Origin of the sequence: Bacillus sp. ms-22, from assembly GCF_009759805.1 — a bacterium.
GTDB lineage: Bacteria > Bacillota > Bacilli > Bacillales > Bacillaceae > Bacillus > Bacillus xiamenensis.
This window is the reverse complement of the sequence record NZ_CP046653.1, coordinates 3,203,481-3,222,427: the sequence shown is the minus strand read 5'-3', so window position 1 is coordinate 3,222,427 and position 18,947 is coordinate 3,203,481. Positions and strand designations below refer to the sequence as shown.

Genomic DNA, 18,947 nt, shown 5'->3' with positions numbered 1-18,947 from the left:
TGGAGCAAATGAGTGAACAAAAAGGACATATGGATAAAGCGAAAGGAAAAACAAATCAAGTCAAAGGTCAATTGAAAGAAAAGCTTGGCGAAGCGACAGATCATGAAAACCTGAAAGCAGAAGGAAAGAAAGATCAAGCAAAAGGAAAGCTTCAAGATAAAAAAGGTGACGTGAAAAATAAGCTGAATCAGTAGTTTGCACATAGCTGTAGGTACTCGCCTCATGTCTCCATCATCACATGCCTTTCATCAATTAAATGAATAGGTGTGTGAAAAGAATTGATTATACGTCCTCTTGTACGTCATGTAGACTTTAGGTAGAAGACATGAATCAAGGGAGATGGATGAAATGGAGCAAGTATGGGGGAAAGTTGACGAGTATATCAAAGACAAATTGATGGCTCAAGATGACGTATTGGAGCAAGCGCTTACCAATAATAAACAAGCGGGGCTGCCAGAAATTGATGTGTCTCCGGCCCAAGGGAAAATGCTTTATTTATTAGCAAAAACCAAAGGAGCAAAGCGTATTTTAGAAATCGGGACACTTGGCGGATATAGCACCATTTGGCTGGCACGAGCTCTTGAAGAGGATGGAGAACTCATGACATTAGAGGCTGTCAGCTATCATGTAGAAACCGCGCAGCAAAACATCGACAGAGCAGGCTTGACAGAACGGGTAACGATTTTACAAGGAAAAGCGTTAGATACTTTATCTCAGTTAAAAGAGAGGGATACGCCCCCATTCGATTTGATTTTCATTGATGCAGATAAACCAAACAACCCGAAGTATCTGAAGTGGGCGTTACACTTCTCAAAGAAGGGAACCGTCATTATTGCAGACAATGTTGTCAGAAATGGAGCAGTCATTCATGCCTCTGATCAAGATGAGCGAGTGAAGGGAACTCGTGAATTATTTGATTTACTCAAACAAGAGCCGAGAATTGAGGCAACAGCTATTCAAACTGTTGGTGAAAAAGGCTATGACGGGTTTATATACGGAATCGTCAAATGAAACAAAGCTTAACCGCAAACGGTTAAGCCTTTTCTTTTAGAAAAACCATCTAGCTGTACCCATCAGCAAGACGCCAACCAGAACAGTGAGGGACAAGCTTTTTGTCCAAACAGCCATAAGCACCGTTGGAATCAACACAGCAAGATACATCCAGTGAATGGTGACGCCTGTTGTTGTATGTATGAAAAGGTGTTCAGCAATCAAAGCAGTGAATATACAAATTGGAATAAACGATAGCCATTTCAGCACCACTTCAGGCAGCCGAATACTCCGTACAAATATAAATGGAAGGATTCTTGGAATGATGGTTACGAGCATACAACCAAGAATCAGCCATATCATAAAGCTGCTGATCATTTATCTGTCACCACCCCAATGGTTGCGACAAGCACAGTTGCTAACAGAACAGCCACGTGTGAAGGAACAAAATGAAGCAGAACAAACATCGCAACGACCATATACAAAACAAGCGACAGGCGATGGATTAACTTATTTTTGGGGACTGTTTGCAAAGAAAGGATCAATAGCGCAGCAAACATCGCCGATAAAGCAAAATCAAGACCAAGCGCCTCTGGATTTGAGATCCAGTGTCCAAAGATGCCGCCAAGTGTACATGCCGCAATCCAGCACAAATAAGCCGTTACATTCAGTCCATGCATCCACCGATTATTCAACCTTCCTTGCTGCGCTAATTTATTCATCGCCACACCGAAGGATTCGTCTGTCAGCAAAAGACCAAACCCAATGTTCTGTTTCACAGAGTAGCGTGTAAAATGAGGGGCGAGCGTAAGGCTGAGTAATAAATGGCGCAAATTCACAATAAATGTGGTGAAAATAATTGCGGAAAGAGGGCTCCCCGTTACGAGCAGTGCGCAGATGATAAACTGTGAAGCGCCTGCGTAAATAAAGATGGATAAGAGCGCAATATCCCATATACTTAATTGTGCACTTATGCCAACAATTCCAAAGGCAAACCCAATACTCATATAGCCGAGTAAGGTCGGTACACAATCTTTTATTCCCTCGAAAAACGGCTCGTGTCCCGCGCTGGGAATGCGTTTTCTAGCTTCAATATCCAACGACCTCTACTCCTTTTCTCTTGACCGTCTATCGTTTTATTTACTATATGAAAACGAATTTATCATGTCAATCCTATGTAACTTCTATTATATGAAGAAACATGGCGATAAAAAAGGATTGAAGTCAACCAGAATTTGTTATAAAGTAATCAGAAAATAATAACAATTGGGGTGACTGTCATGCAATGGAAACCTTTATTTGAAGATGATGTACCAAATCACCTCCGTCCATAACGGAGAGTGATCTCCGTTTGTGGATATCGCAAATGATATATCCAGTAACGGAGGGGAAAAAAGATGAATGGAAAATATATAGGAGCCCTTTACTTAGCGGCAGCCGCTAGTATTTGGGGTGGTATGTACGTAGTTGTCAAAGTAGCAGTAGCGGTTGTCCCGCCACTTGAACTCGTATGGATGAGATACGCAGTAGCAGGAGTCGTTCTTGTGTTCACCATTTGGCGTTTAGGATATTCTTTTCGGTTAGATAAAAAAGATATCCCGCTTATTGCGGCCATTGGATTGATCGGTAACTTTCTTTCAATCGTGACTCAAGAAATTGGTACGATGTACACGTCTGCGCAAATGGGTGCTGTCATCACATCGGCAACACCTGCCTTTATGGTGCTTTTCGCTTTCTTTCTATTGAAAGAATCATTCACTGTTAGGAAGTGTGTCTCTATCTTGCTTGCTACAGCAGGTGTACTCACCATGATTGGGCCTGTCACTGTTCAAACAGATGAGTTTGTTGGCGGTCTCTCATTGGTGATCGCTGCATTAACATGGGCGCTGATGTCTGTTCTGCTGAAACGGGTTCCAAGAAAGTACCCTCAGGCAGTGATAACAACATATGCGATCATTATTGCCTTTATCGTATTAACTCCGCCTGTTCTATTTCGTCTGCCACATTTAGATGTGCAGCAAATGGCGAGACCGGAAATTTGGGGTGGTATTCTTTATCTTGGTATCATCTCAACAGCCCTTGCTTTCTTTTTGTGGAATAGGGGGCTTCAACTGATGGATGCCGCGAGCGGAGGTCTGTTTTTCTTCTTTCAACCAATCGTTGGCACAGTCCTTGGCTGGCTGCTTCTGGGTGAAGAGATGGGTTTACGCTCTTTCATTGGAATTCTATGTATCTTTGCAGGTGTATACACTGTACTGCGTCAGAAAGAGTAAGACGAGATGCCCCTTTTACCAAGGGGTATCTTCTTTACAATGAATAGAAGGGGGAGGGAAGCAGGATGATACAGTATCCGCATTTGCAAAAAGGACAAACGATTGGCGTTACAGCCCCGTCCTCAGGTGTACAACCATCTTTGCATGAGATGTTTAAGCTGTCATGTGAGCGGATGAAAAATAGAGGGTATGAGGTTATATGTGGAAAGACGGTATGGCAGCAGGAAAAAGCAAAATCAGCCCCTGCCATAGAACGCGCAAACGAGCTTCAGATCATGATGACAAGTGATGAGATTGACCACATCATCCCGCCATGGGGTGGACAGCTACTTATTGAAATATTAGAGCATCTTGATTTCTCAGTGATGCCAAAAAAGTGGATTCTTGGTTACTCAGATACGAGTGTACTTCTGCTGGCCTTGACATTAAAAACAGGCATTGCGACAGCGCATGGACCGAACTTTGTAGATCTTCGGGGGGAAGAGCTTGATCAGGTGACAGCGATGTGGGAACAAATACTTTCCACTCCAGAGAAGAAGGACGTTACTCAATTTTCTTCTTATATGTATCAAAAGGAATGGCAGCATGACAATCCAAGTATACATGTCTTTCATTTAACCGAGCCAACCGCATGGCGTACTGTTGATCAGCAGGAGATGATGGTGAAGGGGAGATTGATGGGCGGCTGCATTGATGTGATACGCCACTTAGCAGGAACGCCTTTTGGAGATGTCAAAGCCTTTCAAGATACATTCCTGAAAGGTGAACCCATTCTCTGGTATTTCGAAAACTGCGCATTAAATGCTGCGAGCATGAAGAGATCTCTTGTTCAATTAAAATTAGCAGGGTGGTTTGATCACTGCTCTGGGATCATGTTTGGCCGAAGTGCAGTAGATGCCCCTGTAGAAGGATATGAATATACGGATCTATATGAAGAATTACACAAGGAACTGCAAACGCCGATTTTTTACGATATTGATTGTGGACACGTCCCGCCGCAAATGACCCTGATTAATGGAGCATATGCAGAAGTGCACATACAACAAGGAGGCAAAGCGGTGCTGAAGCAAACATTTTTGCCGTAAGAAAGGGAAAGGGCGAACCCTTTCCTTCATAGAAATCATTACATTCCTTTTGTTTCCTCACCTGCTTTTGGAACTTCCCACGCAGTCTCACGAAATACTTTTTCCCATTTAGAGACGACAATACATGCAATCGCATGCCCTGGAACATTCACGCCTGTTCGGGCCATATCCATAATTCTATCAACACCGGCAATAATGGCGACACCTTCGGCTGGAAGACCTACTGCATGAGCTGTTGCCAAAAGAACGACGAGTGAACCGGAGGGCACAGCTGCAATGCCTTTACTTGTTAAAACAAGGACAAGCATCATCAGGAGCTGCTGTGATAAACTCATATCGACACCAAACGCCTGCGCAAGAAATACACAGGAAACCGATAAATATAAGCTTGAACCATCACAATTGAGAGAAAGACCAGATGGAATCACGAAGGAAACGATTCTTTTTGGACAACCGTATTTCTCCATTCGTGCCATGAGCTGAGGAAGAACAGTTTCTGTGCTTGTGGTGGAAAAGGCGACTAAGAACAAATCCCAAATCATTTTTAACACTTCGAAGTAGTTAAAACGGAAGATCAGTGCGACAAGAGGGAACAGAACAAATAGGATAATAAATAATCCTAAGAAGACAGTTCCAACAAGTTTCATCATAGGGATTAATAACACAATGCCATATTGGCCGACAGAAGAAGCCATTAATGCAAGAACCCCAAGAGGTGCTGTTACCATCACCATTTGTGTGAGTTTAAACATAATTTGTGCCACTGATTCAAAGAAGGTCAAAACAGGAGCGGATGCTTTACCAATCCCACTTGCGGCTACACCGAATAAAATGGCGAAGAAAATGACGGCGAGTAAATCATTCTGAGCCATAACATCGACGATATTGGTTGGAATGATATCTAATACCATTTGTTTAAAGTCGACGACTTTTTGAGTATAACCATCTAGTTCCCCAATATCTTTCTTCGCTAATTGAGAGAAATCAAGTCCAACGCCGGGCTTTAAAACATTAGCCAATAATAGACCGATTCCAAGAACGATGGTCGTGATGACCTCAAACCAAATGATTGTCTTTAAACCAAGGCTGCCCATTTTCTTCATCCCGCCGCTGCCAGCTGCGCCGATGACAATCGTAGAGAAAACGATAGGAACAACAATCATTTTAATCAATCGGATAAAGCCATCCCCAATGGGCCGCAGTGCCATTCCGAAATCAGGGAAGAAGTGGCCAATAAGAGCCCCTATCACCAAAGCGATCATGATTTGAAAAGCGACGAACTTTTTCATCATCTCCTACCTCCTTTAAATGCTCAGGAAAATATTAAGAATTTTCCAATAAATAAAAATTCTAGATGGTCATGTTTTGTCCTTCTTTGGATTTAGAAAGATTTTATTTAAGAATCATTAGAATGATGAAGAAAGAAATGAAAATGGAGCTATCGCATCTCTATTTATCTAAGAAAAGAGCACTTCTTAAAAAATAGTAAACTTTTTCAGAAAAATGTATTGACCCTTTTAGATGATCCGTGGTATATTATTATTCGTCGCTGATGACGCAAATGAAACACGGATGTTCAAACGCATTCGATCATCAAGTTCTAAAAAGATGTTGACTTAATAAAAACGATATGTTAAGATAATTAAGTCGCCTGATTAAGCGCCCGTAGCTCAATTGGATAGAGCGTTTGACTACGGATCAAAAGGTTAGGGGTTCGACTCCTCTCGGGCGCGCCAATAATAATTCGTGCGGGTGTAGTTTAGTGGTAAAACCTCAGCCTTCCAAGCTGATGTCGTGAGTTCGATTCTCATCACCCGCTCCATTTTGAAACATGATCTTTGAAAACTAAACAAGACAAAACGTACCTGTTAATTCGAGTTTTAATAAAAAAATCCTATGAAACATCATAGGTAGTCAGTCAAACTGACGAGACAGGAAATGATCACATGCTAAGTTCGCTACATCGTGTAGCAACGCATGTGTGATATGCATCCTGCATACCTCGGAGAGTTTGATCCTGGCTCAGGACGAACGCTGGCGGCGTGCCTAATACATGCAAGTCGAGCGGACAGAAGGGAGCTTGCTCCCGGATGTTAGCGGCGGACGGGTGAGTAACACGTGGGTAACCTGCCTGTAAGACTGGGATAACTCCGGGAAACCGGAGCTAATACCGGATAGTTCCTTGAACCGCATGGTTCAAGGATGAAAGACGGTTTCGGCTGTCACTTACAGATGGACCCGCGGCGCATTAGCTAGTTGGTGAGGTAACGGCTCACCAAGGCGACGATGCGTAGCCGACCTGAGAGGGTGATCGGCCACACTGGGACTGAGACACGGCCCAGACTCCTACGGGAGGCAGCAGTAGGGAATCTTCCGCAATGGACGAAAGTCTGACGGAGCAACGCCGCGTGAGTGATGAAGGTTTTCGGATCGTAAAGCTCTGTTGTTAGGGAAGAACAAGTGCAAGAGTAACTGCTTGCACCATGACGGTACCTAACCAGAAAGCCACGGCTAACTACGTGCCAGCAGCCGCGGTAATACGTAGGTGGCAAGCGTTGTCCGGAATTATTGGGCGTAAAGGGCTCGCAGGCGGTTTCTTAAGTCTGATGTGAAAGCCCCCGGCTCAACCGGGGAGGGTCATTGGAAACTGGGAAACTTGAGTGCAGAAGAGGAGAGTGGAATTCCACGTGTAGCGGTGAAATGCGTAGAGATGTGGAGGAACACCAGTGGCGAAGGCGACTCTCTGGTCTGTAACTGACGCTGAGGAGCGAAAGCGTGGGGAGCGAACAGGATTAGATACCCTGGTAGTCCACGCCGTAAACGATGAGTGCTAAGTGTTAGGGGGTTTCCGCCCCTTAGTGCTGCAGCTAACGCATTAAGCACTCCGCCTGGGGAGTACGGTCGCAAGACTGAAACTCAAAGGAATTGACGGGGGCCCGCACAAGCGGTGGAGCATGTGGTTTAATTCGAAGCAACGCGAAGAACCTTACCAGGTCTTGACATCCTCTGACAACCCTAGAGATAGGGCTTTCCCTTCGGGGACAGAGTGACAGGTGGTGCATGGTTGTCGTCAGCTCGTGTCGTGAGATGTTGGGTTAAGTCCCGCAACGAGCGCAACCCTTGATCTTAGTTGCCAGCATTCAGTTGGGCACTCTAAGGTGACTGCCGGTGACAAACCGGAGGAAGGTGGGGATGACGTCAAATCATCATGCCCCTTATGACCTGGGCTACACACGTGCTACAATGGACAGAACAAAGGGCTGCGAGACCGCAAGGTTTAGCCAATCCCACAAATCTGTTCTCAGTTCGGATCGCAGTCTGCAACTCGACTGCGTGAAGCTGGAATCGCTAGTAATCGCGGATCAGCATGCCGCGGTGAATACGTTCCCGGGCCTTGTACACACCGCCCGTCACACCACGAGAGTTTGCAACACCCGAAGTCGGTGAGGTAACCTTTATGGAGCCAGCCGCCGAAGGTGGGGCAGATGATTGGGGTGAAGTCGTAACAAGGTAGCCGTATCGGAAGGTGCGGCTGGATCACCTCCTTTCTAAGGATATATGGAGCAGTGTGCGTTTTGGTCTTGTTTAGTTTTGAAGGATCATTCCTTCAAAACATGTCTCTAGCGAGACAGGATTGTTCTTTGAAAACTAGATAACAATAAGTAATACATTCACATTGAATGCAATGCAAAGTTCATCACACATAGTGATTCTTTCTAAAGTAAGAAATGGTTAAGTTAGAAAGGGCGCACGGTGGATGCCTTGGCACTAGGAGCCGATGAAGGACGGGACGAACACCGATATGCTTCGGGGAGCTGTAAGCAAGCTTTGATCCGGAGATTTCCGAATGGGGAAACCCACTGCTCGTAATGGAGTAGTATCCATACTTGAATACATAGAGTATGAGAAGGCATACCCGGGGAAAAACATCTAAGTACCCGGAGGAAGAGAAAGCAAATGCGATTCCCTGAGTAGCGGCGAGCGAAACGGGAACAGCCCAAACCAAGAGGCTTGCCTCTTGGGGTTGTAGGACACTCTATACGGAGTTACAAAGGAATGATATAAGCGAAGAGGTCTGGAAAGGCCCGCCAGAGAAGGTAACAGCCCTGTAACTGAAATGTCATTCTCTCCAGAGTGGATCCTGAGTACGGCGGAACACGTGAAATTCCGTCGGAATCCGGGAGGACCATCTCCCAAGGCTAAATACTCCCTAGTGACCGATAGTGAACCAGTACCGTGAGGGAAAGGTGAAAAGCACCCCGGAAGGGGAGTGAAATAGATCCTGAAACCGTGTGCCTACAAGTAGTCAGAGCCCGTTAACGGGTGATGGCGTGCCTTTTGTAGAATGAACCGGCGAGTTACGATCCCGTGCAAGGTTAAGCAGAAGATGCGGAGCCGCAGCGAAAGCGAGTCTGAATAGGGCGCATGAGTACGTGGTCGTAGACCCGAAACCAGGTGATCTACCCATGTCCAGGGTGAAGTTCAGGTAACACTGAATGGAGGCCCGAACCCACGCACGTTGAAAAGTGCGGGGATGAGGTGTGGGTAGGGGTGAAATGCCAATCGAACCTGGAGATAGCTGGTTCTCTCCGAAATAGCTTTAGGGCTAGCCTCAAGGTAAGAGTCTCGGAGGTAGAGCACTGATTGGACTAGGGGCCCCTACCGGGTTACCGAATTCAGTCAAACTCCGAATGCCGATGACTTATCCTTGGGAGTCAGACTGCGAGTGATAAGATCCGTAGTCGAAAGGGAAACAGCCCAGACCGCCAGCTAAGGTCCCAAAGTATACGTTAAGTGGAAAAGGATGTGGAGTTGCTTAGACAACCAGGATGTTGGCTTAGAAGCAGCCACCATTTAAAGAGTGCGTAATAGCTCACTGGTCGAGTGACTCTGCGCCGAAAATGTACCGGGGCTAAACGTATCACCGAAGCTGCGGACTGTTCTTACGAACAGTGGTAGGAGAGCGTTCTAAGGGCTGTGAAGCCAGACCGGAAGGACTGGTGGAGCGCTTAGAAGTGAGAATGCCGGTATGAGTAGCGAAAGACGGGTGAGAATCCCGTCCACCGAATGCCTAAGGTTTCCTGAGGAAGGCTCGTCCGCTCAGGGTTAGTCGGGACCTAAGCCGAGGCCGAAAGGCGTAGGCGATGGACAACAGGTTGATATTCCTGTACCACCTCCTCACCATTTGAGCAATGGGGGGACGCAGGAGGATAGGGTAAGCGCGGTAATGGATATCCGCGTCCAAGCAGTTAGGCTGGGAAATAGGCAAATCCGTTTCCCGTGAAGGCTGAGCTGTGATGGCGAGCGAAATAGTAGCGAAGTTCCTGATTCCACACTGCCAAGAAAAGCCTCTAGCGAGGTGAGAGGTGCCCGTACCGCAAACCGACACAGGTAGGCGAGGAGAGAATCCTAAGGTGATCGAGAGAACTCTCGTTAAGGAACTCGGCAAAATGACCCCGTAACTTCGGGAGAAGGGGTGCTTCTTAGGGTGTTAAAGCCCCGAGAAGCCGCAGTGAATAGGCCCAGGCGACTGTTTAGCAAAAACACAGGTCTCTGCGAAGCCGTAAGGCGAAGTATAGGGGCTGACGCCTGCCCGGTGCTGGAAGGTTAAGAGGAGCGCTTAGCGTAAGCGAAGGTGCGAATTGAAGCCCCAGTAAACGGCGGCCGTAACTATAACGGTCCTAAGGTAGCGAAATTCCTTGTCGGGTAAGTTCCGACCCGCACGAAAGGCGCAACGATCTGGGCACTGTCTCAACGAGAGACTCGGTGAAATTATAGTACCTGTGAAGATGCAGGTTACCCGCGACAGGACGGAAAGACCCCGTGGAGCTTTACTGCAGCCTGATATTGAATGTTGGTACAGCTTGTACAGGATAGGTAGGAGCCTTGGAAACCGGAGCGCTAGCTTCGGTGGAGGCATCGGTGGGATACTACCCTGGCTGTATTGACCTTCTAACCCGCTGCCCTTATCGGGCAGGGAGACAGTGTCAGGTGGGCAGTTTGACTGGGGCGGTCGCCTCCTAAAATGTAACGGAGGCGCCCAAAGGTTCCCTCAGAATGGTTGGAAATCATTCGCAGAGTGTAAAGGCACAAGGGAGCTTGACTGCGAGACCTACAAGTCGAGCAGGGACGAAAGTCGGGCTTAGTGATCCGGTGGTTCCGCATGGAAGGGCCATCGCTCAACGGATAAAAGCTACCCCGGGGATAACAGGCTTATCTCCCCCAAGAGTCCACATCGACGGGGAGGTTTGGCACCTCGATGTCGGCTCATCGCATCCTGGGGCTGTAGTCGGTCCCAAGGGTTGGGCTGTTCGCCCATTAAAGCGGTACGCGAGCTGGGTTCAGAACGTCGTGAGACAGTTCGGTCCCTATCCGTCGCGGGCGCAGGAAATTTGAGAGGAGCTGTCCTTAGTACGAGAGGACCGGGATGGACGCACCGCTGGTGTACCAGTTGTTCTGCCAAGGGCATCGCTGGGTAGCTATGTGCGGACGGGATAAGTGCTGAAAGCATCTAAGCATGAAGCCCCCCTCAAGATGAGATTTCCCATTCCGCAAGGAAGTAAGATCCCTGAAAGATGATCAGGTTGATAGGTCTGAGGTGGAAGCGTGGTGACACGTGGAGCTGACAGATACTAATAGATCGAGGACTTAACCTATATTTAATGTGAAGCATGAACATTGTTATCTAGTTTTGAGAGAACATTCTCTCCATCAGGTTTGGTGGCGATAGCGAAGAGGTCACACCCGTTCCCATACCGAACACGGAAGTTAAGCTCTTCAGCGCCGATGGTAGTTGGGGGTTTCCCCCTGTGAGAGTAGGACGCCGCCAAGCTTGTTGTTTTTATATCGTCGCGGGGTGGAGCAGTTCGGTAGCTCGTCGGGCTCATAACCCGAAGGTCGCAGGTTCAAATCCTGCCCCCGCAACCAAAATGGTCCGGTAGTTCAGTTGGTTAGAATGCCTGCCTGTCACGCAGGAGGTCGCGGGTTCGAGTCCCGTCCGGACCGCCATTTTTATGACTTGTAAACGAAAACGTATAGTTTCGTTTTTTTTTATGTCTTTTTCTTTCAACAAGTATGAATGATGCGATGAAATATCGTCTGTTTGGCTACACTATATGTGAAAAGAAAAGATAATGACTTCATTCAACAAAGCCTGGTTTTTTTATACCAGGCTTTCTTTATATCATTTTTAGTTGGAACTGAGGCTCATATTCGCTACACTAATACTAACTGTGTCTGACATCATGTCTACTCAATCATTTGATTGGATGAAGGGGCTGTCTTTTATGGATGAATTTGATCTTATTCGCCGAATTACACCAAAAGAAACACATCAGCGTTCTTTGGTCATGGGTATCGGTGATGATGCTAGTGTTTATCAATCTCATTCACATTGTGAAGAGGTCGTTTGTGTTGATACAATGGTGGAGCATGTACATTTTCGATTTGATTTTTCCACACCCTTTGAAGTTGGATTTAAAGCGCTGGCAGTTAATGTAAGCGATATTGCGGCCATGGGAGGAACCCCAAAGTATTATCTTGTATCCATTGCGATCCCGCCTCATGGTGATGAGGCAATTGTCACTGCTCTTTACGAGGGAATGAACGCTTTGGCTGACACCTATCATATGGATTTAATCGGTGGAGATACGGTAGCCACCCGCAGTGACTTTGTTATTACAGTGACGGTCATTGGTGAAGTGCCAAAGGGAGCAGCCTGTTACCGTCACAGTGCCAGGGCAGGAGATGTTGTCTTTGTCACAGGCGAATTAGGTTCATCAGCTGCTGGGCTATCACTCTTAATGAATGAAGTGAATGCTGCACATTCAATCGACACTGCTTTTTTTCTTGAGCGTCACAAAATGCCGCAGCCGCACGTTGCTGCTGGTCTTATTTGTTCAAGCTTCCCCCGGGTGACCTTGAATGATGTGAGTGACGGATTAGCGAGTGAGCTGAACGAAATTGCGGAAGCCAGTCATGTGACGTTGGAAATCGAAGCTGATAAGCTTCCGAAGCACCCAGATTTACCGTTGTTACGTAAAGACTGGCTTGAATGGGTGTTGTTCGGGGGAGAAGACTTTGTTTTAACTGGTACGATTCCAGCGGCTGATTGGGAAAGCTTTGAGACACAATGTAAAAAGCAGGGCATTCAGGTTACGTGCATTGGACAAGTCAAAGGTGATGAAGCAGCCAGTGTGATCTTAAAAGACAATGATCAACAAACAATATTAATGAAAAAAGGATATAATCATTTTAAGAAATGAGGTGACACCCATCGTGCAGTTAACGTGGAAAACAAAAGGTGCGGATGAGACGAAACGAATTGCCGCTGCCTTGGCCAAACTTGTGATGCCAGGAGATGTACTGACATTAGAAGGAGATCTAGGCGCAGGTAAAACCACTTTTTCAAAAGGATTTGCAGAAGGCCTCGGTATTACCCGTATCGTCAACAGCCCTACTTTTACAATTATAAAAGAATACACAGATGGCAGGCTGCCACTTTATCATATGGACGTGTACCGTATGGAAGATGCGGAAGAAGATATTGGGCTCGAAGAATATTTTGAGGGAGAGGGTGTATGCTTGGTTGAATGGGCACATCTCATTGAGCCACAATTGCCTTCATCCTATTTAAAAATTGAAATGCTGAGAACAGAACGTGAAGAAGAACGTCATCTCACGTTTTATGCAAAAGGGGAGCGCTATGAGACCCTTTGTAAGGAGATGAAAGAATTTGACCATACTGGCGATTGATACGTCAAACCACACACTAGGAATTGCTCTTGTCCGAGACGACACTGTGATTGGAGAAAGCATTACGTACTTAAAAAAGAATCATTCAGTCCGAGCGATGCCGACAGTTGAAGCACTGATGAAAGAATGCGGTATAGCGCCGAGTGAATTAAGCAAAATTGTTGTGGCAAAAGGACCTGGTTCTTACACTGGTGTCAGAATCGGTGTGACCATTGCAAAAACACTCGCTTGGACGCTGTCTATTCCGGTATCTGCTGTTTCAAGTTTAGAAACGCTGGCAGCTAATGCTCAATATTTTGATGGATGGATCTCGCCTATATTTGATGCGAGAAGAGGACAAGTTTATACTGGGCTATATACGTTTGAAGCTGGAAAAATAAAAGAAGTCAAACCAGACCAAAATATCCTGCTCACAGATTGGCTTCAAGAGCTGAAGAAGGAGGGGAAGCCTGTCTTATTTCTTGGACATGATGTGCATCTTCATCAAGAGAGCATTCGCTCCGTACTTGGAGAAACGGCTGTTTTAGCGGAGGGGACATTTCATAATCCAAGACCTTCAGTGCTTGCATGTTTAGGGGCAGATCGCTCTGCTGAAGATGTACATCAGCTAGTTCCTAACTATATTCGTTTGGCAGAAGCGGAAGTGAAATGGCTTGAAGGACAAAAATAATCTCCACACAGTAGGGATTCGAAGAATGACAGTAGAGGACATTCCTGAGGTGTATACGATCGAAGTGCATTCGTTTACAGCACCTTGGAAAAAAGAATCGTTTGTCTATGAGATTCTCCATAACCAATACAGCCATTATTTCCTCATCGAAGAAGCTGGTGAGCCTGTTGGTTATTGCGGGGTCTGGATTGTCATGGACGATGCACAAATTACGAACATTGCGATTCTGCCTGAGCATAGAGGAAAAGGTTACGGAGAAGCATTGCTGCGATATGTTATGGAATTTTGCAAAGAAAAAAAGACAGATCATCTTTCATTAGAGGTGCGGGTATCGAATACTCCAGCACAATCCCTTTATGAAAAACTTGGTTTCCGACCAGCTTCTATTCGAAAGAAATATTATACAGATAATGGGGAAGATGCATTAGTCATGTGGGTGAATATAAATGAGTGAACAAAAAGATCGATTCATATTAGGTATAGAAACAAGCTGTGACGAAACCGCTGCGTCCATTGTGAAAAATGGGAAAGAGATTGTAGCGAACGTTGTCGCCTCACAAATAGAAAGTCACAAACGATTTGGCGGTGTTGTGCCAGAAATCGCTTCAAGACATCATGTGGAACAAATGACCATCGTATTAGAAGAAGTGATGGCTCAGGCCAATATGACCTTTCAGGATTTAGATGCCATTGCTGTGACAGAAGGACCGGGCTTAGTCGGTGCACTATTGATAGGTGTCAATGCAGCCAAAGCACTGAGCTTCGCACATCAAATTCCACTTGTCGGTGTTCATCATATTGCTGGACACATTTATGCGAACCAGCTCGTTGATGAACTGGTGTTTCCATGTTTAGCTCTTGTCGTTTCTGGGGGACATACTGAGCTCGTTCTCATGAAAGAGCATGGGTCTTTTGAGGTCATTGGAGAAACATTGGATGATGCGGCTGGAGAAGCGTATGACAAAGTGGCTCGGACGATGGGTCTTCCATATCCAGGTGGACCTCACATTGATCGATTAGCACATGAAGGGGAGCCTGTAATCAAGCTTCCTCGCGCATGGCTTGAAGAAGGCTCCTACCATTTTAGTTTTAGCGGTTTAAAATCAGCTGTGATCAACACACTGCACAATGCGTCTCAAAAAGGTGAAACGATTGCGCCAGAGGATTTGGCTGCAAGTTTCCAAGAAAGCGTCATTGAGGTGCTAGTCGGAAAGACATTAAAAGCGGCTGAAGCGTACGGTGTGAAGCAAGTCGTTTTAGCTGGTGGGGTTGCTGCCAATAAAGGCCTTAGAGAAGCATTAACATCAGCCTTTGCGAAGCTGCCTGAAGTCAATGTTATCATTCCGCCATTGTCTCTTTGTACAGACAATGCAGCTATGATTGCTGCTGCGGGAACCATTGCGTTTGAAAAAGGAATAAGAGGCGATATGGCTATGAATGGTCAGCCGGGATTGCCGCTTGTGTCCTATGAATGAGAACTCCTGTGGATATACAGGGGTTTTTTTATGAAAATGAAAACGATTTATTCACATGTAAACGTTATATATCCACAATTGTTAGAAAATTTTGTTTTAAAATGAGAAGAATGTGTATAAACAGGATCTTTTATGTGGATATGTGATTAAAACACTGTGGATAAAGTGGATAACTTTAATATATTTAAGGATAATCAAGAAGTTGTTGTGGGTACTTTTGTGGATAAGAAGTTTTCGCTCACAGAAAAAAGAGCACCCGTTAGGGCGCTCTTTAAGCATTTAATAGATCTTCCCATTCTGCAAAAAGGGATTCCATCTCTTGGTTGAGAGAATCATTGTCTGTTTGAATGGCTTGTACCTTCTCATGATCTTGGAAAATAGCAGGATCACACAAAAGCTGTTCATTTTCAGCGAGCTTGTCTTCAATAACAGCGATCCGCTCTTCAATTTCTTCGATTCTGCGTTGTTTTTGTCTTTCTTTCTTTTTCAATTCTTTTTCTTCCGCATAAGAAAGCTTGGCTGTTTCTACTGGTTTTGCTGCTTGTTTTTTATGCGTCTCCTGAGTTTGAAGTGCTTCAAGCTCTAATTGTTCGTTTTTCTTTTCAAGATAGTAGTCGTAGTCACCGAGGTATTCAGTTGTTTCATTTGGTGAGAGCTCGAGTACTTTTGTTGCCAGGCGATTGATAAAATATCGGTCATGCGAAACGAACAAAATGGTTCCTGGATAATCAATTAGTGCATTCTCTAAAATTTCTTTACTATCTAAGTCAAGATGGTTCGTCGGTTCATCGAGAATGAGGAAATTGGCCTTTTGCAGCATCAGCTTTGCGAGGGCAAGGCGTGCTTTTTCTCCACCGCTTAATGCATGTACAGGCTTTAAGACATCATCCCCTGAGAAAAGGAAGTTCCCTAAGCATGTCCGAATTTCTTTTTCAGTCATATGCGGATAATCATCCCAAAGCTCATTAAGTACTTTCTTGGATGATGTGAGCTTGGCTTGTTCTTGATCATAGTAGCCAATCGTCACATGAGAGCCAAAGATGATATCTCCTTTTACAGGCTTCAGCGTATTCGTTAATGTTTTTAAAAGAGTTGATTTGCCGATCCCGTTAGGACCAATCAGTGCCACGCTATCCCCGCGTTTTATATGAAAAGAGAGGGAGGATAGAAGCGGCGTTTTTTCATCATAACTAATATCAAGATCATGTACCTTCAGCACATCGTTACCGCTCTGTCTTGTAATATCAAAATGGAAGCTTGCCGATTTTTCATCACCTAATGGCTTGTCTAAGCGATCCATTCGTTCCAGCTGCTTCCGTCTACTTTGAGCGCGTTTTGTTGTAGAGGCTCTTGCTAGGTTGCGATCGACGAAATCCTGGAGCTTCGAGATTTCTTCTTGCTGTTTTTCATACAGCTTCATATCACGCTCTAGCTGTTCAGCTTTTTGGTCAAGATACTTGCTATAGTTTCCCGCAAACTTCTTCATGGCTGTTCTTGATACTTCATATACATGGTTCACGACTTTGTCTAAGAAATATCGGTCATGGGAAACGATGAGAATCGCCCCTGTATAATTTTGCAAATACTGCTCAAGCCATGATAAGGTATCAATATCTAGATGGTTGGTCGGCTCATCCAGAATTAAGAGTTCTGGTTTCATCAATAAGAGCTTTCCAAGCGCTAGACGAGTTTTCTGGCCGCCGCTTAAGGATTGGACGGTTGTGTGATCTTCAAAATGGCTAAAGCCGAGTCCATGAAGAATGGAGCGGACATCTGCTTCATATTGATAGCCGCCTTGATCTTTAAAAGCCTGTTGCAGCCTGTCATAGGTTTTCATCAGGGAATCTAGTTCTGAGCCTGTGGAAGAAGCCATCTGTTCTTCAATGGCTCTCATCTCTTGTTCCATCTCTTTTAAATGATCAAAAACCGATAGGAGTTCGTCCTTTAACGTACGTGTAGACGTCACATCGGTGTGCTGTGCTAAATAACCAATAGATAGGTCTTTCGGTTTGATGATCTCACCTTGTTCGTAAGACATTTGACCGGCAATGATTTTTAAAAGCGTGGATTTGCCTGCACCGTTACGGCCGACAATGGCAATACGATCCTTTGCTTTGACTTCCAATTTTATATTCGTTAAAACGGTATCAGCGCCAAACGATTTTGACAGCTGATTCACTTGTAGAATCATCATGTAACTTCACCTCTGCTATAATATGTTAAGTGTAGCTTATCAGCAGTAAACCGGCAAATCTTATAGACGACAGCCATGGTCAAATGAAAGACAGATAAGGAAAAATAGTGTATGATTTGAGTGAGGGAGCGTTGAAAGATGAGTCAATTTAGCCACTTTAACGAACAAGGAAGAGCAAAGATGGTCGACATTAGTGATAAATCGTCTACAGTGAGAACCGCCGTTGCTGTTTCAAGCGTTCGTATGATAAAAGAAGTGTTTGATAAAATACAACATCGTGAAATTGGAAAAGGGGATGTGCTGTCTGTCGCACAGGTAGCCGGCATCATGGCAGCAAAGCAAACGTCCAATATCATTCCAATGTGTCATCCGCTTGCACTAAAAGGCGTGGATATCTCCTTTGATTGGGAGGAAGACGGAAATGCGCACATTCTGAACATACAAGTACAGGTGAAAACAAAAGGAAGTACGGGTGTGGAGATGGAAGCGCTCACTTCTGCGTCAGTATGTGCACTGACCGTTTACGACATGTGTAAAGCGATTGATAAAGGCATGATCATCGGTCCGACCTATCTAGTTGAAAAGACAGGCGGGAAAAACGGTGATTTTCACAGAGCATCTGATATTTAAGTTGGAGGATCTTATATGAATATAGACCAGTCAAAAATTCCACAAGCGACAGCCAAACGTTTGCCGCTTTACTACCGCTTTTTAAAAAATCTGCATGCATCAGGAAAACAAAGGGTGTCATCGGCCGAGCTTAGTGATGCAGTCAAAGTGGATTCTGCCACTATTCGCCGAGATTTTTCGTACTTTGGTGCACTTGGGAAGAAGGGGTATGGCTATAATGTCGATTACCTCTTGACCTTCTTCAGAAAAACCCTTGACCAAGATGAAATGACGAATGTCATGCTCATCGGTGTCGGGAATTTAGGGACTGCTTTTTTACACTATAATTTCATCAAAAATAATAATACAAAAATTTCAATGGCTTTTGACGTCAATGAGAGTAAAATAGGAAGTGAGATAGGCGGCGTGCCTGTCTATGATTTGGATAAGCTTGAAGAGCATGTTCAAGAGGTAGGAGATATTCCTGTTGCGATTTTGACAGTACCTGCCGTAGCAGCTCAGTCCATTACAGATCGTTTGATTGCCCTTGGCATCAAAGGAATCCTTAACTTTACGCCGGCTCGATTGAATGTGCCGGAACACATTCGAATTCATCATATAGATTTGGCGGTTGAACTTCAGTCTCTTGTGTATTTCTTAAAGCATTATTCTGTTACGCAGGAGGACTGACGAAAAGGGGTAAAGGGGGTGGAGCAAATGGGTCCGATTGGTCCTGGAAGTTTGATTCTAATTGCGATTGTTGCGCTCATTATTTTTGGGCCGAAAAAGCTTCCTGAATTAGGAAGAGCAGCAGGAGATACATTACGAGAATTCAAAAATGCCACAAAAGGTTTAGCTGATGATCAGGAAGAAAAAAAGAAAAAAGAAGATCAGTAG

At 45.1% G+C, this 18,947-nt stretch carries 16 protein-coding genes, 4 tRNA genes and 3 rRNA genes; 19 read left to right on the top strand and 4 right to left on the bottom strand.

Translation table 11 applies throughout. The annotated features are described in order from the left end of the window. Window positions 1-8: 8 nt before the first annotated feature. Together GPA07_RS16735 and GPA07_RS16730 are read left to right on the top strand one after the other, a co-directional pair. A complete protein-coding gene (locus GPA07_RS16735; RefSeq protein WP_008359801.1) occupies window positions 9-194 on the top strand; it encodes a CsbD family protein in 186 nt (61 codons plus the stop codon). Between the two features lie 154 nt (window positions 195-348). Beyond that, complete coding sequence (locus GPA07_RS16730) at window positions 349-1,011, top strand: O-methyltransferase (RefSeq protein WP_157293014.1); 663 nt, start codon at window positions 349-351, stop codon at window positions 1,009-1,011. A 36-nt stretch (window positions 1,012-1,047) separates the two neighbouring features. Here GPA07_RS16730 and GPA07_RS16725 read toward each other — a convergent pair whose 3' ends face one another. Next, on the bottom strand, window positions 1,048-1,368 hold the full coding sequence (locus tag GPA07_RS16725; RefSeq protein WP_008359806.1) for an AzlD domain-containing protein: 321 nt from the start codon (window positions 1,366-1,368) through the stop codon (window positions 1,048-1,050). Continuing rightward, complete coding sequence (locus GPA07_RS16720; RefSeq protein ID WP_157293013.1) at window positions 1,365-2,090, bottom strand: AzlC family ABC transporter permease; 726 nt, start codon at window positions 2,088-2,090, stop codon at window positions 1,365-1,367. Before GPA07_RS16720 ends, GPA07_RS16725 begins: the two co-directional genes overlap by 4 nt. A 297-nt stretch (window positions 2,091-2,387) precedes the next feature. On the opposite strand from GPA07_RS16720, the gene GPA07_RS16715 reads away from it, so the two are divergent. Together GPA07_RS16715 and GPA07_RS16710 are read left to right on the top strand one after the other, a co-directional pair. Then, window positions 2,388-3,263, top strand: coding sequence for a DMT family transporter (locus GPA07_RS16715; RefSeq protein WP_008359809.1), 876 nt, complete (start codon window positions 2,388-2,390; stop codon window positions 3,261-3,263). 65 nt (window positions 3,264-3,328) lie between these two features. Then, complete coding sequence (locus tag GPA07_RS16710; RefSeq protein ID WP_071168027.1) at window positions 3,329-4,348, top strand: S66 family peptidase; 1,020 nt, start codon at window positions 3,329-3,331, stop codon at window positions 4,346-4,348. A 38-nt stretch (window positions 4,349-4,386) separates the two neighbouring features. Here GPA07_RS16710 and gltP read toward each other — a convergent pair whose 3' ends face one another. After that, a complete protein-coding gene (gene gltP / locus GPA07_RS16705; RefSeq protein WP_157293012.1) occupies window positions 4,387-5,637 on the bottom strand; it encodes a glutamate-aspartate/proton symporter GltP in 1,251 nt (416 codons plus the stop codon). Window positions 5,638-6,007: 370 nt separating this feature from the next. Between gltP and GPA07_RS16700 the strand changes: the two genes are divergently transcribed. The 12 genes from GPA07_RS16700 (at window position 6,008) to tsaD (ending at window position 15,247) form a co-directional block, all read left to right on the top strand. After that, window positions 6,008-6,084, top strand: a tRNA-Arg gene (locus GPA07_RS16700). Window positions 6,085-6,096: 12 nt separating this feature from the next. Continuing rightward, window positions 6,097-6,170: transfer RNA gene (locus GPA07_RS16695), tRNA-Gly, on the top strand. A 177-nt stretch (window positions 6,171-6,347) separates the two neighbouring features. Continuing rightward, window positions 6,348-7,896 (top strand): 16S ribosomal RNA (locus tag GPA07_RS16690). A gap of 182 nt (window positions 7,897-8,078) precedes the next feature. Then, a 23S ribosomal RNA gene (locus GPA07_RS16685) occupies window positions 8,079-11,004 on the top strand. A 60-nt stretch (window positions 11,005-11,064) separates the two neighbouring features. After that, window positions 11,065-11,180 (top strand): 5S ribosomal RNA (rrf, locus tag GPA07_RS16680). The 16S, 23S and 5S rRNA genes sit together here with 4 tRNA genes alongside, the layout of an rRNA operon. Window positions 11,181-11,198: 18 nt before the next feature. Next, a tRNA-Met gene (locus GPA07_RS16675) sits at window positions 11,199-11,275 on the top strand. A 4-nt stretch (window positions 11,276-11,279) separates the two neighbouring features. Beyond that, a tRNA-Asp gene (locus tag GPA07_RS16670) sits at window positions 11,280-11,356 on the top strand. Between the two features lie 278 nt (window positions 11,357-11,634). Further along, on the top strand, window positions 11,635-12,612 hold the full coding sequence (thiL, locus tag GPA07_RS16665) for a thiamine-phosphate kinase (protein ID WP_157293011.1): 978 nt from the start codon (window positions 11,635-11,637) through the stop codon (window positions 12,610-12,612). A 10-nt stretch (window positions 12,613-12,622) separates the two neighbouring features. Further along, complete coding sequence (gene tsaE / locus GPA07_RS16660) at window positions 12,623-13,102, top strand: tRNA (adenosine(37)-N6)-threonylcarbamoyltransferase complex ATPase subunit type 1 TsaE (RefSeq protein WP_034738314.1); 480 nt, start codon at window positions 12,623-12,625, stop codon at window positions 13,100-13,102. Further along, a complete protein-coding gene (gene tsaB / locus GPA07_RS16655) occupies window positions 13,083-13,772 on the top strand; it encodes a tRNA (adenosine(37)-N6)-threonylcarbamoyltransferase complex dimerization subunit type 1 TsaB (RefSeq protein ID WP_157293010.1) in 690 nt (229 codons plus the stop codon). Before tsaE ends, tsaB begins: the two co-directional genes overlap by 20 nt. A 25-nt stretch (window positions 13,773-13,797) precedes the next feature. Beyond that, a complete protein-coding gene (gene rimI, locus GPA07_RS16650; protein WP_157293167.1) occupies window positions 13,798-14,226 on the top strand; it encodes a ribosomal protein S18-alanine N-acetyltransferase in 429 nt (142 codons plus the stop codon). After that, a complete protein-coding gene (gene tsaD / locus GPA07_RS16645) occupies window positions 14,219-15,247 on the top strand; it encodes a tRNA (adenosine(37)-N6)-threonylcarbamoyltransferase complex transferase subunit TsaD (RefSeq protein ID WP_008355682.1) in 1,029 nt (342 codons plus the stop codon). Before rimI ends, tsaD begins: the two co-directional genes overlap by 8 nt. A gap of 271 nt (window positions 15,248-15,518) precedes the next feature. Here the strand turns inward: tsaD and GPA07_RS16640 are convergent, their stop codons facing one another. Further along, on the bottom strand, window positions 15,519-17,441 hold the full coding sequence (locus GPA07_RS16640) for an ABC transporter ATP-binding protein (protein ID WP_157293009.1): 1,923 nt from the start codon (window positions 17,439-17,441) through the stop codon (window positions 15,519-15,521). 138 nt (window positions 17,442-17,579) lie between these two features. On the opposite strand from GPA07_RS16640, the gene moaC reads away from it, so the two are divergent. Genes moaC through GPA07_RS16625 form a run of 3 tightly spaced genes read left to right on the top strand, consistent with a single transcriptional unit; the run spans window position 17,580 to window position 18,947 of the window. Continuing rightward, the gene (gene moaC, locus GPA07_RS16635) at window positions 17,580-18,071 is read left to right on the top strand and encodes a cyclic pyranopterin monophosphate synthase MoaC (protein WP_071168023.1); all 492 of its coding nucleotides are present in this window, start codon (window positions 17,580-17,582) and stop codon (window positions 18,069-18,071) included. 15 nt (window positions 18,072-18,086) lie between these two features. After that, complete coding sequence (locus GPA07_RS16630) at window positions 18,087-18,740, top strand: redox-sensing transcriptional repressor Rex (RefSeq protein ID WP_008355687.1); 654 nt, start codon at window positions 18,087-18,089, stop codon at window positions 18,738-18,740. 27 nt (window positions 18,741-18,767) lie between these two features. After that, on the top strand, window positions 18,768-18,947 hold the full coding sequence (locus GPA07_RS16625; RefSeq protein WP_008355689.1) for a twin-arginine translocase TatA/TatE family subunit: 180 nt from the start codon (window positions 18,768-18,770) through the stop codon (window positions 18,945-18,947).